Source organism: Psychromonas hadalis ATCC BAA-638 (genome assembly GCF_000420245.1).
Classification (GTDB): Bacteria; Pseudomonadota; Gammaproteobacteria; order Enterobacterales; family Psychromonadaceae; genus Psychromonas; species Psychromonas hadalis.
Map to the genome: position 1 here is coordinate 1 of NZ_ATUO01000083.1, position 17382 is coordinate 17382.

The following is a 17382-nucleotide window of genomic DNA, read 5'->3' on the forward strand; positions in this document are numbered from 1 at the left end:
GCGGGTGTAGCTCAGCTGGATAGAGTACCTGGCTACGAACCAGGCGGTCAGGGGTTCGAATCCCTTCACCCGCACCATCTTTATACAATATTATCATTTCCCTTATAAAAAATTAAAATAGCTTCCTTAAACATCAAAATTTATTTTATAACTTATTTATTGCATAAATATTTGATTGTTATGAATAAAAAACCTATTTATTCATTGGTGTTTTTGCGTGTTTGATCATTCTAAAAGCTTATATCTTATTACCCAATAGATGGACCGTTGAGCTCGCTTTCTCCCGTAGCATATACCGTGCTTAGTTGTAGCCAAAAAATATGTCGGTATCGCCCTGAAGCGCTGACCACTTCCAATTTTCAGCCAAAACCCGTATAATGTGCCTTTTTGAAAATGCAGTTTATTCTTTTTACTCGCTGTTTGTACTCGCAGGTATTAAGGGCAAGCGCATTGTTTCTGCTTTTAGCGTTGTTTCTTTTGATGATTAATCATCGTTTATTAAGGCGTTAAATACAGTTTGATTGTGAATAAATATTCACTTATTTGAATTGTTTCTAAAAGAGGCACCCATCGAGTGCAAAAAGGATAAGCAAGTATGGATATTACTGAGTCGTTATTTCAAGCAATGACACTATTTGGATTAGGGATGACTTTTGTCTTTTCATTCTTAGGTTTATTAATGATTGCCGTTAAGTTAATGGCAAAATATATTCCTGCGGATGAACCCGTTATAAAAAAACGTGTACCTCAGAAAAAACTAGCTACGGCTAGTACTTCAACATCGGAAATTAATCCACAATTAATCGCTGCCATTACCAGTGCTGTGCAGCAATATCGTAAAGCTGAAGTAGCATAATGGGAAACGAACAAATGAAGGAGCAAGTGAATATGTCTAAGCCATTGGCGATCACCGAAGTTGTATTACGTGACGCACACCAATCATTATTTGCAACACGTATGCGTATCGACGATATGCTACCGATTGCAGAGAAACTCGATAAAATCGGTTACTGGTCTTTAGAAACTTGGGGTGGCGCAACATTTGACTCATGTATTCGTTATTTAGGCGAAGATCCATGGGATCGTATCCGTGCTTTGAAAGCGGCGATGCCAAATACACCACAACAGATGTTATTACGTGGTCAAAATCTATTAGGCTACCGTCATTATGCGGATGATGTGGTTGAAAAGTTTGTTGAACGTGCACACACTAATGGTGTTGATGTGTTCCGTATCTTTGATGCGATGAACGATGTACGTAACTTTGAAACTGCGATTAAACATGCGGTTAAAATTGGTGCACATGCACAGGGTACTATCTCTTATACAACCAGTGATGTGCATAGCATTGATGGTTGGGTTGATATGGCCAAGCGTCTTGAAGATATGGGTTCACACTCAATCTGTATTAAAGATATGGCGGGTCTGTTAAAACCTTATGCAGCGAAAGAGTTAATCACTAAGATCAAAAGTGCAATTGATATCCCATTAGCGTTACATTGCCATGCGACAACAGGGTTAAGTTTAGCGACGCAACAGATCGCCATTGATTCAGGTATTGATATTATCGATACCGCTATCTCTTCAATGAGTATGACTTACGGTCATTCACCAACAGAGACACTGGTTTCTATTGTTGAGGGGACAGAGCGTGATACCGGTTTTGAACTAGAAAAACTGGCTGATATATCTTCTTACTTTAAAGAAGTACGTAAAAAGTACGTAAAATTTGAAGGTGAGTTAAAAGGTGTTGATCCACGTATTCTCATCGCACAAGTACCCGGTGGCATGTTAACTAACATGGAAAGCCAGCTTAAACAGCAAGGCGCAGCGGATAAGATGGATGAAGTCTTAAAAGAGATTTCATGTGTACGTGCAGACCTTGGTTTTATTCCATTAGTAACACCGACGTCACAAATTGTTGGCACACAAGCGGTGATCAATGTATTGATGGGCGAGCGTTACAAAACAATTACTAAAGAGACTGCGGGTGTACTAAAAGGCGAATATGGCGCGACACCTGCTCCCGTTGATGCTGAACTACAAGCAAAAGTATTAGACGGCGCAACAGCGATCACTTGTCGTCCTGCTGACAACATTAAACCTGAAATGAAAACGATTGAAGCGGAACTGAAAAAAGTGGCCGCTAAAAAAGGCATTAAACTTGCTGAGCAAGAGATTGATGATGCACTTATCTACGCGTTATTCCCTGAGATTGGTCTTAAGTTTCTAGAAAACCGTAACAACCCAGATGCTTTTGAACCAGTACCAAGCGCTGATGATTTAATAGTTGCTAATACGCCTAAAGCATCGGAGCCTAAAACATATTCTGTTGCCGTTGATGGACAGCTATTTAATGTACAAGTTGGCCCTGAAGGTAGCATCGATGGTATTACTGCAAGCAATAGCACTGCAACACCGTTAACGGCCGTTTCTGAGGCACATGTAGCTGCAGGCGAAGATATTCCTGCACCATTAGCGGGTAACATCTTTAATGTATTGGTTACTGAGGGTGAGCAAGTGAATGAAGGTGATGTATTACTTGTGATGGAAGCAATGAAGATGGAAACAGAGATCCGTGCGCCAAAATCAGGTGTTGTGCACTCTGTTTTAATCAGAGAAGGTGATGCAGTGGCTGTGGGTGAAATTCTGTTTACTATCGGTTAATCGTCATGGCTCAGGCTTCGCTCTGAGTGTTAAGTTATTTGTAAAAATTCCCTTTTTTTAGGGTGTTAAAGTAGTTATTGGTTAAGGAAGATATAAAAGTGGATGGATTAATTACACTTTGGAACGATACAGGAATTGCTCATTTTGAGTTTCCTGATTTAGTGATGATCTCGGTAGGTTGTTTATTATTATACCTCGCGATTGTGAAAAAATTTGAACCACTATTATTATTGCCGATTGGTTTTGGTGCTGTGTTAGCCAATATTCCCAATGCTGGTTTTAATGATGAAGGTGGCATACTTTATTACATCTACCATATTGGTATTGAAACGGGTGTATTCCCGCTGATTATCTTTATGGGTGTGGGGGCATTAACTGATTTTGGTGCGTTGATCGCAAACCCTAAAACACTGTTTTTAGGGGCTGCTGCCCAGTTTGGTATTTTTGCCACACTATTTGGTGCTATTTTGCTTAATTATGTACCGGGCATGGAGTTCAGCATGACAGATGCTGCCGCCATTGCGATTATTGGTGGAGCAGATGGGCCAACGGCTATCTTCTTGGCCTCTAAGCTTGCGCCTGATTTACTGGGTGCGATTGCCGTTGCAGCCTATTCATATATGGCGTTAGTGCCTCTTATTCAACCGCCAATCATGCGTGCTTTAACAACGCCAGAAGAGCGTGCGATTAAAATGAAACAGTTACGTCCTGTGAGCAAAAAAGAGAAAATTATCTTTCCGCTTGTTGTGTTAATGATGACCATTCTGTTCTTGCCTGCGGCAACACCGTTAGTCGGTATGTTCTGTTTAGGTAACTTAATGCGTGAATCGGGTGTGGTAGATCGTTTAAGCTCAACGGCACAAAATGAGTTAATTAATATCGTGACTATCTTCTTAGGATTAGGCGTTGGTTCAAAACTTTCAGCAGAATCATTTTTGAATTTAGAAACACTAGGTATTTTAGGGCTAGGTGCGATTGCATTCTCAATCGGTACGGCATCGGGTGTTATTATGGCAAAAATAATGAACAAGTATTCTAAAGATCCGATCAATCCTCTGATTGGTGCTGCCGGTGTTTCTGCCGTTCCGATGGCCGCACGTGTTGCGAATAAGGTCGGTTTAGAAGCGAATCCACATAACTTCTTACTGATGCACGCAATGGGGCCAAACGTGGCGGGTGTGCTCGGTAGTGCGGTTGCCGCGGGTGTGTTATTAGCACTAGTTGGTTAGTAACTGCTCAGGTCGTCATCATTTAAGCTTTATTACAGTAAAGTTTCAGTTATCTGCTGATAACCGTGTTGAAAAATGCTTACAAATTCATCGGAAATGAATTTGAACATCCGTAGGATGGCCCGCAGGGCGTAGTACAGGATGTACCAAGTATTTTAACGAGTAAACTGCGATTTTTCGCCTTGAACTAGTCCTAAAGGGCTTAGCCCTAAACAGCTACAGCCTCATTCTTACAAAATACTAAAGGTCACTTATTTAAGTGGCCTTTTTTAATGGAGTTGTTATTTGTTTTCTGAGTTACTGGCCCTTTTTATTAGCGGATTTATCTCTTCGACACTTTTGCCTGGCGGGTCTGAGTTACTGTTAATTTATTATCTGAAAAATAGTCCTGATAATATGTACCGCTATTTCATTGCTGTGACAGTGGGTAATAGCCTAGGCGCAATGTTTACCTATTTGATGGGTTATTACTTTTATTGGGGTAGAGAGAAAGCGCAGGCTAAGCATAAAAAAGCGACAGACTTTTGTAAACAATACGGTGTTTATTCACTTCTCTTAAGCTGGTTGCCTATTGTGGGCGATCTGCTTCCCTTAGTGGCCGGTTGGTTAAAGTTATCTATTTTAAAATCGTTATTGCTTATCATCACAGGTAAAGCATTACGCTACGCTTTGATTATCATTGGCACTCTCTATTTTATATAAGTCACTTGTAAGTAGTGCCTTTTTTAAGGTATTCTGCATCCTCTTTTTATCATTTTAAAGGGTTTGCTCTTGTCTCTCGATTTTCAGCAACGTTTAAATATAATAACGCAGCAATCATATGCATTGGTTGGTTTTGGTCGTGGCATTGAACGCGAAGCATTACGTGTTCAGCCTGATGGTAAACTTTCAGAGGGCAAGCATCCTTATGCCTTCGGTAGTGCGCTTTGTCATACCTCTATCACAACCGATTACGCAGAAAGTTTACTGGAATTTATCACCCCTGTTGCCAAAAATGTAGAGCAGCTTTTTGATTACTTGAATGATATCCACCATTACGCAGCCAAACACTTAGAAAACGATGAAACATTGTGGCCTATTAGCATGCCCTGTTTTGTTGAAAGTGAAGATAATATAGAGTTGGCACAATATGGTGATTCTAATGTTGGAACAATGAAAACCGCATATAGACAAGGGTTAAAAAATCGTTACGGTAGCATGATGCAGATAATTTCTGGCGTGCATTACAACTTTTCGTTGCCCGCTTCGTTTTGGGAAACATGGAGTGAAATCCATCAGTCCGAATTAACCGATAAAGAGGCACAATCTGCAGGTTATTTAGGCTTAGTGCGTAATTATTTTCGTTATGGCTGGGTTATCCCTTATCTCTTTGGTGCATCACCTGCATTGTGTCAATCATTCTTACAGGGGAAAGAGACTCACCTTAAGTTTAAAAAAGTCGGCAAAGGGACCATTTATCTGCCCTATGCAACCTCGCTACGTTTAAGTGATTTGGGTTATACCAATAGCGCACAATCCTCATTGAATATCTGTTACAACAGTGTGGAAAACTATATTGCTTCGGTGCGTCAAGCGTTGCATAAAAAAGCCCCTGAATTTAAAAATCTTGGTGTAAAATCAGCTAACAACTATATTCAGCTTAACGATAATGTTTTGCAGATTGAAAATGAGTTATACGCCTCTATTCGTCCTAAACGTGTTCAGAAAAGTGGGGAAACCCCTTCACAAGCACTTAACGCACGTGGCATTGAATATATTGAGATCCGCTCTTTAGATGTAAACCCGTTTTCAAAAGTCGGCATTACTGAAGAGCAAGTTAACTTTTTAGATCTGTTTTTAACCTGGTGTGCGATTAAACCTTCCGCTGAAATTTCAGCGCAAGCATCTCAACACTTTGCGGAAAATTTAAGTGCCATTGTTACAGAAGGGAGAAACCCTCGCTTGCAACTTGAGATAGACGGTAAAACAAACTCTGTTGCTCAGTGGGGTGAATGGCTTACCGATGAGCTTAAAGAACTTGCCGTGGTCTTGGATAAAAGTGGTAATGAAGAGCGCTATAAAGCAGCAATCGACCATATTGCACCACGTTTTAGTTCCCCGGAGTTAACCAGTTCCGCGCGTGTTCTTGAGAATATTATCGAGCAAGACTCTGATAATGGCCCCTTGGCACTTGCTTTATCTAAGTTGTACAAAAAAGAGCTTATTGAGCAACCTTATCAAATTTGGTCTGACCAATATTTTCAAGATCAAAAAATTGAGTCGATTAAAAAGCAACAACAAATTGAGTTATCAGACATTTTAAGCTTTGATGATTATTTACAGAATTATTTTATCCATTCAGAAAAAGCATAAAAAAAAGCCTCTCAAATGAGAGGCTTTAAAATAAGGAATATTATGTTTTTGGTTGGTTAGGCCGTTTGTTTAGCTAACGGTTGGTTAGACCGACTTTTTTGTTCATCAGTTGATGGTTAGTCAACGTTGTTTGAACTATTTATTTAAGGTATTTATTTAAAGATTGTTACATTTGTAAATGATTAGTCTGTCTCTGTAGGGTTAAGTTCAATGAAAATTAAAAAAAAGTTAATTATTATATTCAGCCTTTTAATTTTAGCGGGTTGTGCAACGCCTCCGCCTAAAAATCCTGACAATATTTGTGAGATATTTTTTGAGCATCGTGATTGGTATAGTGCGTCAAAAGACATGAAAGACACCTGGGGAACGCCTATTCATGTACCCCTTGCGATGATGTATCAAGAGAGTAGCTTTAAGCATAATGCAGCTCCTCCGATGCAGTATTTTTGGTTTATTCCTATTGGCCGTGCTAGTGATGCTTACGGTTACGCACAAGCAAAAACCATGACATGGAGCGACTATCAGCGCGAAACAGGTAATAGCTGGGCAAATCGTGATGATTTTGCAGATGCCATTGATTTTATGGGCTGGTTTACCCATAAAACGCAGAAAATTAATGGTGTTTCCAAGTGGGATGCTTACGCTCAATACCTGAATTATCATGAAGGGTGGGGCGGTTATAAAAACAAGAGTTATAATAAGAAACCTTGGCTAATTAAAGTCTCTCGTAAAGTAGATAGGCGCTCTAAAGAGTATGCGGCTCAATTACGTGGGTGCCAAGAAAATTTAGATTCAAGTTGGTTATGGAGACTGTTCTTTACTTGATGGAAAAGAGCTTCAGCTAACAGATATTTTGGAAGTGGGACTTTAGTCCTGCTCTTTAGGAATCGTTACAAAATAACTTGCGATAAATTGTTTCTAAAAAGCCTTAAATGACTGGCTATTTTAAAAACAAAATCGCAAGTAATATTGAAGCCAATCCTTAATACAAGAAACCACTTATATCAAAGCGTTTTATTAAAGCATTACAAGGATAACCCTATGCCACTATTAGACAGTTTTACCGTTGATCATACCATTATGAATGCACCTGCTGTGCGTATTGCTAAAAAAATGCAAACACCTGGTAAAGATACCATCACAGTGTTTGATCTGCGTTTTACCGCACCCAACAAAGATATCTTATCAGAAAAAGGTATCCATACACTTGAGCATCTTTATGCTGGGTTTATGCGAGATCACTTAAATGGTGACAGTGTCGAGATTATCGATATCTCACCAATGGGATGCCGTACTGGTTTTTATATGAGTTTAATTGGCTCGCCGACAGAATCACAAGTGGGTGAAGCATGGCTTAACTCAATGCAAGATGTCTTAAAAGTGAAAGCACAAAATGATATTCCAGAATTAAACGAATATCAGTGTGGTACTTATTTGATGCACTCTTTAGAAGAAGCAAAAGCGATTGCGCAAGCGATTATTGATGCAGGTATTGGTGTGAATAAGAATGATGATATTGCACTGAGTGATGAGCAACTAAATACGCTTTAAGGTTAGAAAGCGAGATGTTTTTAAACTTCTCGCTTTTTTCATGGGTTAACTTTCTTCACTATAAAGATGTGGTATCACTTTAACCAGTTTAACCATATTATTTTCTACTTCCAAAATTTCCATTGGGTAGCCATAAATACGTACACTAATTTTCCCCGTTGGAATGGCCTCTAAATGTTCTAAAATCAACCCATTTAAAGTACGTGGGCCATCGGTCGGCAGAGTCCAACCCATCTCCTTATTAATATCACGAATACCTAAGCTACCCTCAATAATGTAAGAGTCATCATGTTGCTTGTGTATCTCCTGTGAGCTTGTTGGTTCACGTGTTGTGGTAAAATCACCGACAATCTCTTCTAAAATATCGGCTAGTGTGACTAAGCCTTGAATATCACCATATTCATCAACCACTAAACCGATACGTTCTTTATTGTGTTGGAACTTAATCAGCTGGGTATTGAGCGGTGTTCCTTCAGGAATAAAATAGAGTTCACGTACGCTACGTAGCAGTGTGGTTTTGCTAAAATCCTCTTTTAAAAGAATCAATAGCGAATCTCGCGCATGTACAAAGCCGATCGCATCATCAATGGTATTGCGGTATAGCAGGGTCATGGTATGAGTGCGATGCCTTAACTGTTTTAAAATAGTTTCCCAATCTTGGTTAATATCGATAGCCGCAATCTCATTACGTGGGATCATTATCTCATCAACCGTCACTTTTTCTAGCTCTAAAATACTCAGTAACATCTGTTGGTGATGCGCTGGAATCATTGAGCCTGCCTCATGCACTACTGAACGTAGTTCATCACTGGAAAGTGCATTATTATTTTGGTGATTAACATTAACGCCAAAAAGTCGTAATAAGCCATTAGAGATGCCATTGATAAACCATACGATTGGGCTTAATAATTTTTGTAGTGGTTGTAAGATGAAAGAGCTGGGGAAAGCGATTTTTTCTGGGTAAAGTACCGCTAATGTTTTTGGGGTAACTTCTGCAAAAATAAGGATCACTAATGTTAAAATACCTGTTGCGATTGCGATACCTGCATCCCCAAATAACCGTTGGCCTAAAATAGTGGCTAACGCCGAGGCTGAAATATTCACCAGGTTATTACCAATTAAGATCAAGCCGATCAGTTTGTCAGGCTTATTTAATAACGCTTCAACGCGCATTGCTGTTTTGTGTTTATCTTTTGCCATGTGGCGTAATCGATAACGATTAAGCGTCATCATGCTCGTTTCTGAGCTAGAAAAATAAGCAGAGATAACAATTAAAATGATAAGAGTTATCAATAAAGCACTAGTAGGTATGTCGTTCAAAATATTCTCTTTTAGTAGCGAGTGTGAGTTAACCGATATTAGCGAAGAAAAACAGATAAAACAAAGAAGATCGGGGCTAATCTTATAAAGATTTGAGGACAGCGATAAGATATTGAACTACTTTTAATTTAATTACTGTATTAGTTCATCTGAAAAGGAACACTCATGACCCTCAAATTAAAATTTACCTTGGCCTCAATGTTGATTTTTATCGCTATGTTACTACTTTCATCAAGTGGTTTAATAACCTTAAAAATTGCCAGTGAATCAGATAATGAAGCACGTGTTTATCAGCTTTTAAAGAGTTCATACAATACCGTTGTACAGCTCGAAAATATGGCCGCCAATGGTGATATTTCTGTTATTGAAGCTAAAAAAATTGCCACACAAATTCTTAGAGAAAACAAATATAAAGAGAATGAGTATGTGTATGTGGCTGATGAAAAAATGGACTTTGTTGCTGCGCCACTTGATCCACAACTACATGGAACCAGCTTTCATGATTTTAAAGATGCCAACGGTGCGAGTGTTGCTGATATCCTACTCGCTGCTGTAAATCAAGGGTCTGGTATTGCTAAATACCTTTGGAGTTCTGAGCGTGATGGTACCGTGGTGATGATCACCTCTGTTGCTCAAAAATCACCTAAATGGGGTTGGGTTGTCGGTACTGGTATTAGTGATGCAGAAACGGATGCTCGTTTTTGGTCGACTGCTAAATGGATGGTTATGGAAACATTAGCTTTAGCGGTGATTGTCTCTATTCTATTATTCTTTTTTGTACGCGATCTTTTACGAGTATTAGGTGGTGAGCCTGCAGAGGTGTTAGCGGTTGTGCAAAAAGTATCACAAGGCGATTTAGCTTTTCAAGTGGATGATTCAGGCGTGCCTGCTGAGAGTATATATGGCTCAACCTTGAAGATGAAAGCTTCCCTTCATCATATGTTACTGTCAGTGAATCAATTGGTAGAGGGATTTCGTGCAGAGCTCAATGAGGCTGATCGTCGCACTCAAGAGATGGATCAAGTTTCACAATCTCAAAATAGTGAAACGGATATGGTGGCCACAGCAATGGTCGAAATGACCAGCTCTTCGCAAACGGTTTCTGAACATGCACAAAATACTGCACATGCAACACAACAAGCCGATAAAGAAGGTGAGCAAGCGCGTGCATTAAGCGAAGCCTCTTCAGCATCACTGATGACGCTAGTAACACGCGTAAGTGAAGCGGGTGAAGTGATTAAAGAGTTAGGTGGTGATGTGGATAATATCGTCTCGGTACTTGATGTAATTCGTGGCATTGCTGAGCAAACTAACTTATTGGCATTAAATGCGGCTATTGAAGCTGCGCGAGCGGGTGAGCAAGGTCGCGGTTTTGCGGTGGTTGCAGATGAAGTACGTAGCCTAGCGGGACGTACACAAGATAGTACCACCGAGATTCAAGGTATGATTGAGCGTTTACAAAGTGCATCAACACGTGCCGTCTCTTCAATCAATATGAGTATTGAAAATAGTCAAACAACGGTTGAGAAGTCTGAAGAGAGTGCAGAAGCGTTAGGGCGCATTGCAGAGTCTTTATCTACAATTACAGAGATGAGCCATCATATTGCCGAGGCGGCGGGCGAGCAATCGCGTGTTGGTGATGATATTTCACAGCGCATTAGCACTATTTCGGATAATGCGCGTAATGGCAGTGAAATCGCGTCTGGGGCAAAACAGTCAACTGAAAATATGCGCACTGCGGCGGCTAATCTGGAAAAAGAGTTAGCTTCATTTCGTTTATAATCATACTCACATGTAGTGATAATTAAAAAAGCCCCTGACTATTTTTTTAGTCAGGGGCTTTTTGTTTTGAGGCTTGTTCTCTTTATAAAAGAGAAACGGGTGAACGCTTAGAAATGAGCTTCAATACCCGCAAATAAGCCTTTGTTTTCTTGTGTACGATCGTTGATCTTCATCTCTTGATAGCGATAACCTGCACGTACAGAGAAGTTCATGATAATAGAATCAGGGTTGAAGGTATAAGCTAAGCCCAACTCTGCATCTGTTGCGTTATCATCGGTTACTGAGCCACCAATCAACTCTGCAAAAGCATGCATACCTGTACCTGGTACGTGGATTTTAGCGGCTCCGTAGGCTTGACCTAAATCAGCACTTTGACTTTTAATATCTTCAACGGCTGTATAAGCTAAACCAAAATCAAATTCGAAGAGTCCGTTATCAAATAGTTGGTAATATAAGATACCATTAACTGCTGAGCTTGATGGTTCGTTGCCACCCATTGCGCTTGTAGTGCTTAAATCTGAATATTTTAATTTCACATTCGGGATCAGTGGAATAAAGTGCTCAAGCGCAATATAGCCAGATAAGTTATTGGTATCTTCAAAATCACTATCGATACTGCTGTAACTTGTTGTCGTGGTACGATAATCAATACCCGCGTAAACGCCTAAAAAGTCCGCCATGACGGGCATGCTGATAGCGCTTGCAATTGCGACTGCACAAATTTGTTTTTTCATTATTGTTTTCAAAGTCAGTTCCAAATATTAGTTATTATGTTTCATTTTCTTTTGCATAGTAATTTTTTTAATGGGTGCGTCAACAATAATCTCATCACCATTATCAAAATAAAGTTTGAATATCACATTTTCACCCGCTTTAAGCGGCGATTTTAAACCTAAAAACATCACATGAAAGCTACCTGGGCGTAGTTCAACTTTATCGTTCGCCAGAATCACTATTTCATCTACTTGACGCATCTTCATCATGCCATCGCTCATCGTGTGGCTATGTAGCTCTACACGGGCTGCAATATCACTGCTGGCTGCCACTAACTTAACCGATTTGTCGCTGTGATTATTAATCAACATAAAGGCTGCGCTATTTTGAGTATGTGGTGGGGTTGCGCGTACATGAGCATTTTCAATGGTGAACGTATCAGCACTAATAAGGTGGCTGAATAGCAGTGTGCTGGTAAGTAGTAGGGTGCTAGCTAATTTCATTATCTGTTTCCGTCTTTTTTGAAAAAATAATAATAGAGGCCAAGGGCAAGTAATATCCAAAAGCCAAATTTAAAAATAAATGAGAAGGCGCTGAGCAGGAAAAAACTCAACACCAATATCAGTGCAATCACACTTAAACTAATCACCGAGATACCAAACATAAATAGTACAAATGCGGATAATAAAAGTGCCGCTAATTCAAACATAATCTCTCCTTAACAATAAAAAAATACAGTAACTACTCAGATCGTTGCCATTTAAGCTTATCAAATATGTACCATACATATTTGTCTTCGTTAAAAAATGCTCATTTAAATCATTAAGGATCGGCTTCAAAATTACTTGCGCTTTTGGTTTCAAAATAACCAGTCATTTAGGATTGGCTTCAACATTACTTGCGATTTTGTTTTTAAAATAGCCAGTCACTTAAGGCTTTTTGGAAACAATTTGTCGCAAGTTATTGTATAACGATCCCTTCAGGCTTTTTGAAAACAATTTAGCGCAAGTTATTATGTAACGATTCCTAAACTGCGCTTTTTTCCTTGAGCTAGACATAAAGGGCTTAGCCCTGAGCACTTACTAAAAGAAACTTATTTTATAGGGGCTGAATAGTAAAAAATGCAAAGCCAGAACACTGAACTTTGCATTATGTTTATACTAAGTTAGTGATTAACCGCGCAGTGCTTTCTCTCCACGCGCAATACCACAAACACCAGAACGAACCACTTCAACAATTTCACTGGTTTCAGCAATAGTTTTTAAAAAAGCATCCAATTTAGAGCAAGCGCCTGTTAATTGTATGGTGTATAAGTTGGGTGTGATATCAACTATTTGGCCACGGTAGATATCTGCATTGCGTTTTATCTCTTCACGAATGTCGCTATTAGGTGTGCGTACTTTAAGTAACATCAATTCACGTTCAACGTGCGAGCCTTCAGTTAACTCCGAAACACGTAACACATCAACCAATTTGTGCAGTTGTTTCATCATCTGCTCAAGGGTTGCCGGGCAATCTACTTCGGTGGTGATGGTCATGCGTGACAGTGTTAAATCATTGGTGGGAGAAACTGTTAACGATTCAATGTTATAACCACGTTGTGCAAAGAGGCCTACAACACGGGCAAGTGCGCCTGATTCATTTTCTAATAAGACTGAAATAATACTACGCATCTGTTTTCTCCGTTTTGCTTAGGTACATCTCGTTCATGCTACCAAACTTAATTTGCATGGGATAAACGTGCTCTTCAGGATCAATGGCCACATCAATAAATACCACGCGATCTTTTAGTTCAAAGGCACGTTCAAGTGCAGGCTCAAGTTGATCAATGGTATCCACTTTAATGCCAATATGGTTATAAGCTTCTGATAATTTAACAAAATCAGGTACGCTATCCATGTAAGAGTGAGACTGACGCCCCCCGTAAAACATTTTTTGCCACTGTTTTACCATGCCTAATGAACGGTTATTTAATAGTAAGATGACCACTGGAATGTTGTACTGCATACAGGTCGATAGCTCTTGGATATTCATCTGAATGGAACCATCACCAGTGACACAAACAACAGGACGATCAGGGAATGCGATTTTACAGCCAATGGCGGCTGGTAAACCAAAGCCCATGGTGCCTAAACCGCCTGAATTGATCCACTGACGAGGCTCTTTAAAGGGGTAGTAGTTGGCTGCAAACATTTGATGCTGACCTACATCAGAGGTCACAATTGCGTCCCCTTTGGTTACCTTGTATAAACACTCGATAACTTGCTGAGGTTTGATGTGGGTGTCTGATGTTTCATAAGCAAAACAATCTTTCGCGCGCCACTCATTAATTTCATCCCACCAAGCATTGATGCTTTCGCTGTCATTCGTTACTTTGGTTTCATCAAGCAGATCTAACATCTGTTGCAGTACGATTTCAACAGAGCCAACGATAGGCAAGTCCACATGAATGTTTTTAGAAATAGAGGTTGGGTCGATATCTATCTGCATAATTTTTGCATTAGGACAGAATTTGTCAACATTGTTGGTCACGCGATCATCAAAACGTGCGCCGGCTGCAAAAATTAGATCGGCATTATGCATGGTTAGGTTTGCTTCATAACTACCGTGCATACCGAGCATGCCAACATTTTGTTTATGTTCACCAGGGAAGGCGCCAAGCCCCATAAGGGTATTGGTAACGGGTAAGTTTAACTTTTCAGCCAATGCTAAAATCTGCTTTGAAGCGTTAGCGATAACAGAGCCTCCACCCACATATAAAACAGGTTTTTTGGCGGCTAATAAAGCCGTTAATGCGCGCTTTATTTGTCCTTTATGACCGCTTAGTGTTGGGTTGTATGAACGTAAATTAACCGTTTTTGGGTACTCATAAGGGAACTTATGCAGAGGGCTTTGAATATCTTTTGGCAGATCGATGACAACTGGGCCTGGGCGTCCGGTTGAGGCTAAATAAAAGGCTTTTTTGATGGCAATGGGAATTTCTTCTGCCGTGCGACATAAGAAACTATGTTTCACAACAGGGCGGGAAACGCCAATCATATCGGTTTCTTGGAAGGCATCATCACCGATCCAGTTAGTGGGAACTTGGCCTGATAATACCACCAATGGAATTGAATCCATGTAGGCAGTTGCAATACCGGTAATACAGTTGGTTGCACCTGGACCTGCGGTAACTAAGACTACGCCGACTTTACCCGTCACACGCGAATACGCATCAGCCATATGTACAGCAGCTTGCTCGTGACGTACTAAATAGTGTTCAATTTTATCGGTTTTAAAAATAGCATCGTAAATATCTAAAACACTGCCACCGGGGTAGCCAAAAATGTGTTCAATACCTTCATCTTCTAGGGAGCGCACAACCATCTCAGCGCCAGATAACATTTCCATAATTGTTCCTTTTATTACAATTGGTTAATTGCGTCACTCTCTACCTGTATCGGGTAGAGGCGAACTTTGTTCATCACTCAAACGTTATCAATAACTTTTGAGTCACAAGTGGACGTTAACTGTACTGTAATGAAAAATAATTGCACCTATTAAAGTGATAAAAAGGTGTCTAAAATTAAAACTATTCATTCAGTATTAGAAAATTCTCATTGGGTAGACTATTTTATAAAGAAAGGAGAGTGATTATGAGTGACCATGTTCTTGTTTGTCCTCACTGCTTAGCATTAAATAATCTATCACAAAGTGAACTTTTAAATCTACCACTGTGCTTCGAGTGTGATTCTGAGCTTTTACCTCAAAAGCCCATTGAGGCAAATAAAAAGTGCTTCATTCAGTATATTACCCACTCAACGTTGCCCATTGTGGTTGATTTTTGGGGAACATGGTCGGGAAGCGGTTATGATATGGCTGATACGTTTGTTTCATTGGCAGATACTTTTAAAAATGATGCGCTGTTTTTAAGAATAAATAGCGAGCAAGAGCAGGTATTAGCAAACGATTATAAACTACTTGATATACCCACCTTCATTATTTTTACCTCTGGTCTTGAATATCACCGTTTACATGGTGTTATTAGTGAGTATGAATTTCATATTTGGTTAGAGCGCTATTTGCGTATTAAGCGAAAAAAAGCAACTCATCGCCCCTCGTCTGTTTAATTGGTTTTATTTTGATTCAACCCTATATATTTCTGCCTAGATTGGTTAAAATTCGCCTCTTTTTTATCATCTAATGAGCAGAGATTATTGATGTTTGAAATCAACCCCGTTTTAAATAAAATTAAAGACCTGACTAAGCGCGCTGAGTTGCTTAGGGGGTATCTTTGACTATGATGCCAAATTTGAACGCCTAGAAGAGGTTTCACGCGAACTTGAATCACCTGAAGTATGGAATGAACCTGAGCGCGCACAAGCACTCGGTAAAGAACGTAGTGCTTTAGAGCTAATCGTTGAAACCATCGACGCGTTAGAAACTGGCCGTGAAGAGGTTCAGATGCTGGTGGAGATGGCCGTAGAAGAGAGCGACCAAGATAGCTTCGATGAAGCGGTTGCTGAAGCGGATGCCTTAGAAAAGAAACTAGAAATATTAGAGTTTCGCCGTATGTTCTCTGGCAAAAATGATGCTTGCTCTTGTTACCTTGATATTCAATCGGGCTCAGGCGGCACTGAAGCACAAGATTGGGCAAATATGCTACTGCGCATGTATCTACGTTGGGGTGAAGCTAACGGGTATAAAACCGAGTTAATGGAAGTTTCTGCGGGTGATGTCGCCGGTATTAAAGGTGCGACGATTCGTTTTAGTGGCGAATATGCTTTTGGTTGGTTACGCACTGAAACAGGCGTACATCGCTTAGTGCGAAAATCACCGTTTGATTCATCGGGTAAACGCCATACTTCCTTTGCTTCTGCGTTTGTTTATCCTGAAGTTGAAGATAATATCGAGATTAACATTAATCCAGCAGATATACGCATTGATGTATATCGCGCATCGGGCGCGGGTGGTCAGCACGTTAATACCACGGAGTCCGCCGTGCGTATCACACATCTGCCCACCAATATTGTGGTGCAGTGTCAGAATGACCGTTCTCAGCATAAAAATAAAGACCAAGCGATGAAGCAGTTAAAAGCCAAATTGTATGAGCATGAACTGCAACTGCAAAATGCAGAGAAAAGAATCAGTGAAGACAATAAAGCAGATATCGGCTGGGGTAGTCAAATACGCTCATATGTACTAGATGATGCACGCATTAAAGATTTAAGAACAGGTATCGAAAGCCGTAACCCACAACGGGTATTGGATGGTGAACTCAATCAATTTATTGAAGCAAGTCTAAAATCGGGCTTGTAAAATCAAATATAATTACATCGAGGACAGGACGTTAGTCCTGCTTTGACTTTGTAGAAATAACAACGGCAAGACATAAGTTCTACGTCCAAGTAGCGTTTTATTCGGACGTGTTGCTTTAGCTACGCCTTAGGAATCGTTACACAATAACTGCGCTAAATTGTTTTCAAAAATCCTGAAGGGATCGTTACACAATAACTTGCGATAAATTGTTTCCAAAAAGCCTTAAGTGACTGGCTATTTTAAAAACAAAATCGCAAATAATGTTGAAGCCAATCCTAAATGACGGGTTATTTTGAAAACAAAAGCACAAGTAATTTTGAAGCCGATCCTTAGTAACCAAGCAGGACTAAAGTCCTACGTCCAAATGCAGTTTTGTTCGGACGTGCTGCTTTAGCTGTGCCTCTTTTAACAAATTATTAACAGATAGGAATTAGCATGTCAGAGCAAAAAAAAGCAGAAGCACCGCAAC

The 17382-nt window shown here is 39.9% G+C and carries 16 protein-coding genes and 1 tRNA gene; 11 read left to right on the forward strand and 6 right to left on the reverse strand.

What is annotated here, in order from left to right; translation table 11 throughout:
* The 8 genes from G322_RS0111250 to luxS all read left to right on the forward strand — a co-directional run bounded on the left by G322_RS0111250 (nt 1) and on the right by luxS (nt 7799).
* Nucleotides 1-77 (forward strand) — tRNA-Arg (locus G322_RS0111250).
* Between the two features lie 518 nt (nt 78-595).
* Nucleotides 596-856 carry an OadG family transporter subunit gene (locus tag G322_RS0111255; RefSeq protein ID WP_022941877.1) on the forward strand — a complete coding sequence of 87 codons (261 nt, stop codon included), beginning with the start codon at nt 596-598 and terminating at the stop codon, nt 854-856.
* 32 nt (nt 857-888) lie between these two features.
* Entirely contained in the window at nt 889-2667 is a 1779-nt protein-coding gene (gene oadA / locus G322_RS0111260; protein ID WP_022941878.1) for a sodium-extruding oxaloacetate decarboxylase subunit alpha, read from the forward strand.
* 98 nt (nt 2668-2765) lie between these two features.
* Nucleotides 2766-3896 carry a sodium ion-translocating decarboxylase subunit beta gene (locus tag G322_RS0111265; RefSeq protein WP_022941879.1) on the forward strand — a complete coding sequence of 377 codons (1131 nt, stop codon included), beginning with the start codon at nt 2766-2768 and terminating at the stop codon, nt 3894-3896.
* Nucleotides 3897-4181: 285 nt separating this feature from the next.
* Nucleotides 4182-4598, forward strand: a complete 417-nt coding sequence (locus G322_RS0111270; RefSeq protein WP_022941880.1) for a YqaA family protein — start codon at nt 4182-4184, stop codon at nt 4596-4598.
* Between the two features lie 69 nt (nt 4599-4667).
* A complete protein-coding gene (gene gshA, locus G322_RS0111275; protein WP_022941881.1) occupies nt 4668-6248 on the forward strand; it encodes a glutamate--cysteine ligase in 1581 nt (526 codons plus the stop codon).
* Nucleotides 6249-6458: 210 nt separating this feature from the next.
* Nucleotides 6459-7073: a transglycosylase SLT domain-containing protein gene (locus G322_RS0111280; protein ID WP_022941882.1), complete on the forward strand. Its 615-nt coding sequence runs from the start codon at nt 6459-6461 to the stop codon at nt 7071-7073.
* Between the two features lie 216 nt (nt 7074-7289).
* A complete protein-coding gene (gene luxS, locus G322_RS0111285) occupies nt 7290-7799 on the forward strand; it encodes an S-ribosylhomocysteine lyase (RefSeq protein WP_022941883.1) in 510 nt (169 codons plus the stop codon).
* 45 nt (nt 7800-7844) lie between these two features.
* Here the strand turns inward: luxS and G322_RS0111290 are convergent, their stop codons facing one another.
* Complete coding sequence (locus tag G322_RS0111290; RefSeq protein ID WP_022941884.1) at nt 7845-9119, reverse strand: HlyC/CorC family transporter; 1275 nt, start codon at nt 9117-9119, stop codon at nt 7845-7847.
* A gap of 165 nt (nt 9120-9284) precedes the next feature.
* On the opposite strand from G322_RS0111290, the gene G322_RS0111295 reads away from it, so the two are divergent.
* Nucleotides 9285-10901: a methyl-accepting chemotaxis protein gene (locus G322_RS0111295; RefSeq protein WP_022941885.1), complete on the forward strand. Its 1617-nt coding sequence runs from the start codon at nt 9285-9287 to the stop codon at nt 10899-10901.
* A 107-nt stretch (nt 10902-11008) separates the two neighbouring features.
* Here G322_RS0111295 and G322_RS0111300 read toward each other — a convergent pair whose 3' ends face one another.
* The 5 genes from G322_RS0111300 to G322_RS0111320 form a co-directional block, all read right to left on the reverse strand.
* Nucleotides 11009-11635, reverse strand: coding sequence for a TIGR04219 family outer membrane beta-barrel protein (locus tag G322_RS0111300; RefSeq protein ID WP_022941886.1), 627 nt, complete (start codon nt 11633-11635; stop codon nt 11009-11011).
* Nucleotides 11636-11662: 27 nt separating this feature from the next.
* Nucleotides 11663-12118, reverse strand: coding sequence for a copper chaperone PCu(A)C (locus G322_RS0111305; protein WP_022941887.1), 456 nt, complete (start codon nt 12116-12118; stop codon nt 11663-11665).
* Nucleotides 12118-12324: a hypothetical protein gene (locus G322_RS0111310; protein ID WP_022941888.1), complete on the reverse strand. Its 207-nt coding sequence runs from the start codon at nt 12322-12324 to the stop codon at nt 12118-12120. The genes G322_RS0111305 and G322_RS0111310 overlap by 1 nt, the downstream gene beginning before the upstream one ends.
* Before the next feature lie 463 nt (nt 12325-12787).
* A complete protein-coding gene (gene ilvN / locus G322_RS0111315; protein ID WP_022941889.1) occupies nt 12788-13288 on the reverse strand; it encodes an acetolactate synthase small subunit in 501 nt (166 codons plus the stop codon).
* A complete protein-coding gene (locus G322_RS0111320) occupies nt 13281-15005 on the reverse strand; it encodes an acetolactate synthase 3 large subunit (RefSeq protein WP_022941890.1) in 1725 nt (574 codons plus the stop codon). The genes ilvN and G322_RS0111320 overlap by 8 nt, the downstream gene beginning before the upstream one ends.
* 245 nt (nt 15006-15250) lie before the next feature.
* Between G322_RS0111320 and G322_RS0111325 the strand changes: the two genes are divergently transcribed.
* Nucleotides 15251-15724, forward strand: coding sequence for a thioredoxin domain-containing protein (locus tag G322_RS0111325; protein WP_022941891.1), 474 nt, complete (start codon nt 15251-15253; stop codon nt 15722-15724).
* Nucleotides 15725-15814: 90 nt separating this feature from the next.
* Nucleotides 15815-16913 (forward strand): peptide chain release factor 2 gene (prfB, locus tag G322_RS0111330; protein WP_156873956.1). Its coding sequence is split into 2 segments (ribosomal slippage): nt 15815-15889 and nt 15891-16913, totalling 1098 coding nucleotides; the frame shifts between segments, so codons are not numbered across the junction.
* The last annotated feature ends 469 nt before the right edge of the window (nt 16914-17382 follow it).

What these genes read in the sequence shown, in the direction of transcription:
- G322_RS0111255 (WP_022941877.1), top strand. Translation starts at nt 596, where the DNA reads ATGGATATTACTGAGTCGTTATTTCAAGCAATGACACTATTTGGATTA.
- oadA (WP_022941878.1), top strand. Translation starts at nt 889, where the DNA reads ATGTCTAAGCCATTGGCGATCACCGAAGTTGTATTACGTGACGCACAC.
- G322_RS0111280 (WP_022941882.1), top strand. Translation starts at nt 6,459, where the DNA reads ATGAAAATTAAAAAAAAGTTAATTATTATATTCAGCCTTTTAATTTTA.
- luxS (WP_022941883.1), top strand. Translation starts at nt 7,290, where the DNA reads ATGCCACTATTAGACAGTTTTACCGTTGATCATACCATTATGAATGCA.
- G322_RS0111295 (WP_022941885.1), top strand. Translation starts at nt 9,285, where the DNA reads ATGACCCTCAAATTAAAATTTACCTTGGCCTCAATGTTGATTTTTATC.
- G322_RS0111300 (WP_022941886.1), bottom strand. Translation starts at nt 11,635, where the DNA reads ATGAAAAAACAAATTTGTGCAGTCGCAATTGCAAGCGCTATCAGCATG.
- G322_RS0111305 (WP_022941887.1), bottom strand. Translation starts at nt 12,118, where the DNA reads ATGAAATTAGCTAGCACCCTACTACTTACCAGCACACTGCTATTCAGC.
- G322_RS0111310 (WP_022941888.1), bottom strand. Translation starts at nt 12,324, where the DNA reads ATGTTTGAATTAGCGGCACTTTTATTATCCGCATTTGTACTATTTATG.
- ilvN (WP_022941889.1), bottom strand. Translation starts at nt 13,288, where the DNA reads ATGCGTAGTATTATTTCAGTCTTATTAGAAAATGAATCAGGCGCACTT.
- G322_RS0111320 (WP_022941890.1), bottom strand. Translation starts at nt 15,005, where the DNA reads ATGGAAATGTTATCTGGCGCTGAGATGGTTGTGCGCTCCCTAGAAGAT.
- G322_RS0111325 (WP_022941891.1), top strand. Translation starts at nt 15,251, where the DNA reads ATGAGTGACCATGTTCTTGTTTGTCCTCACTGCTTAGCATTAAATAAT.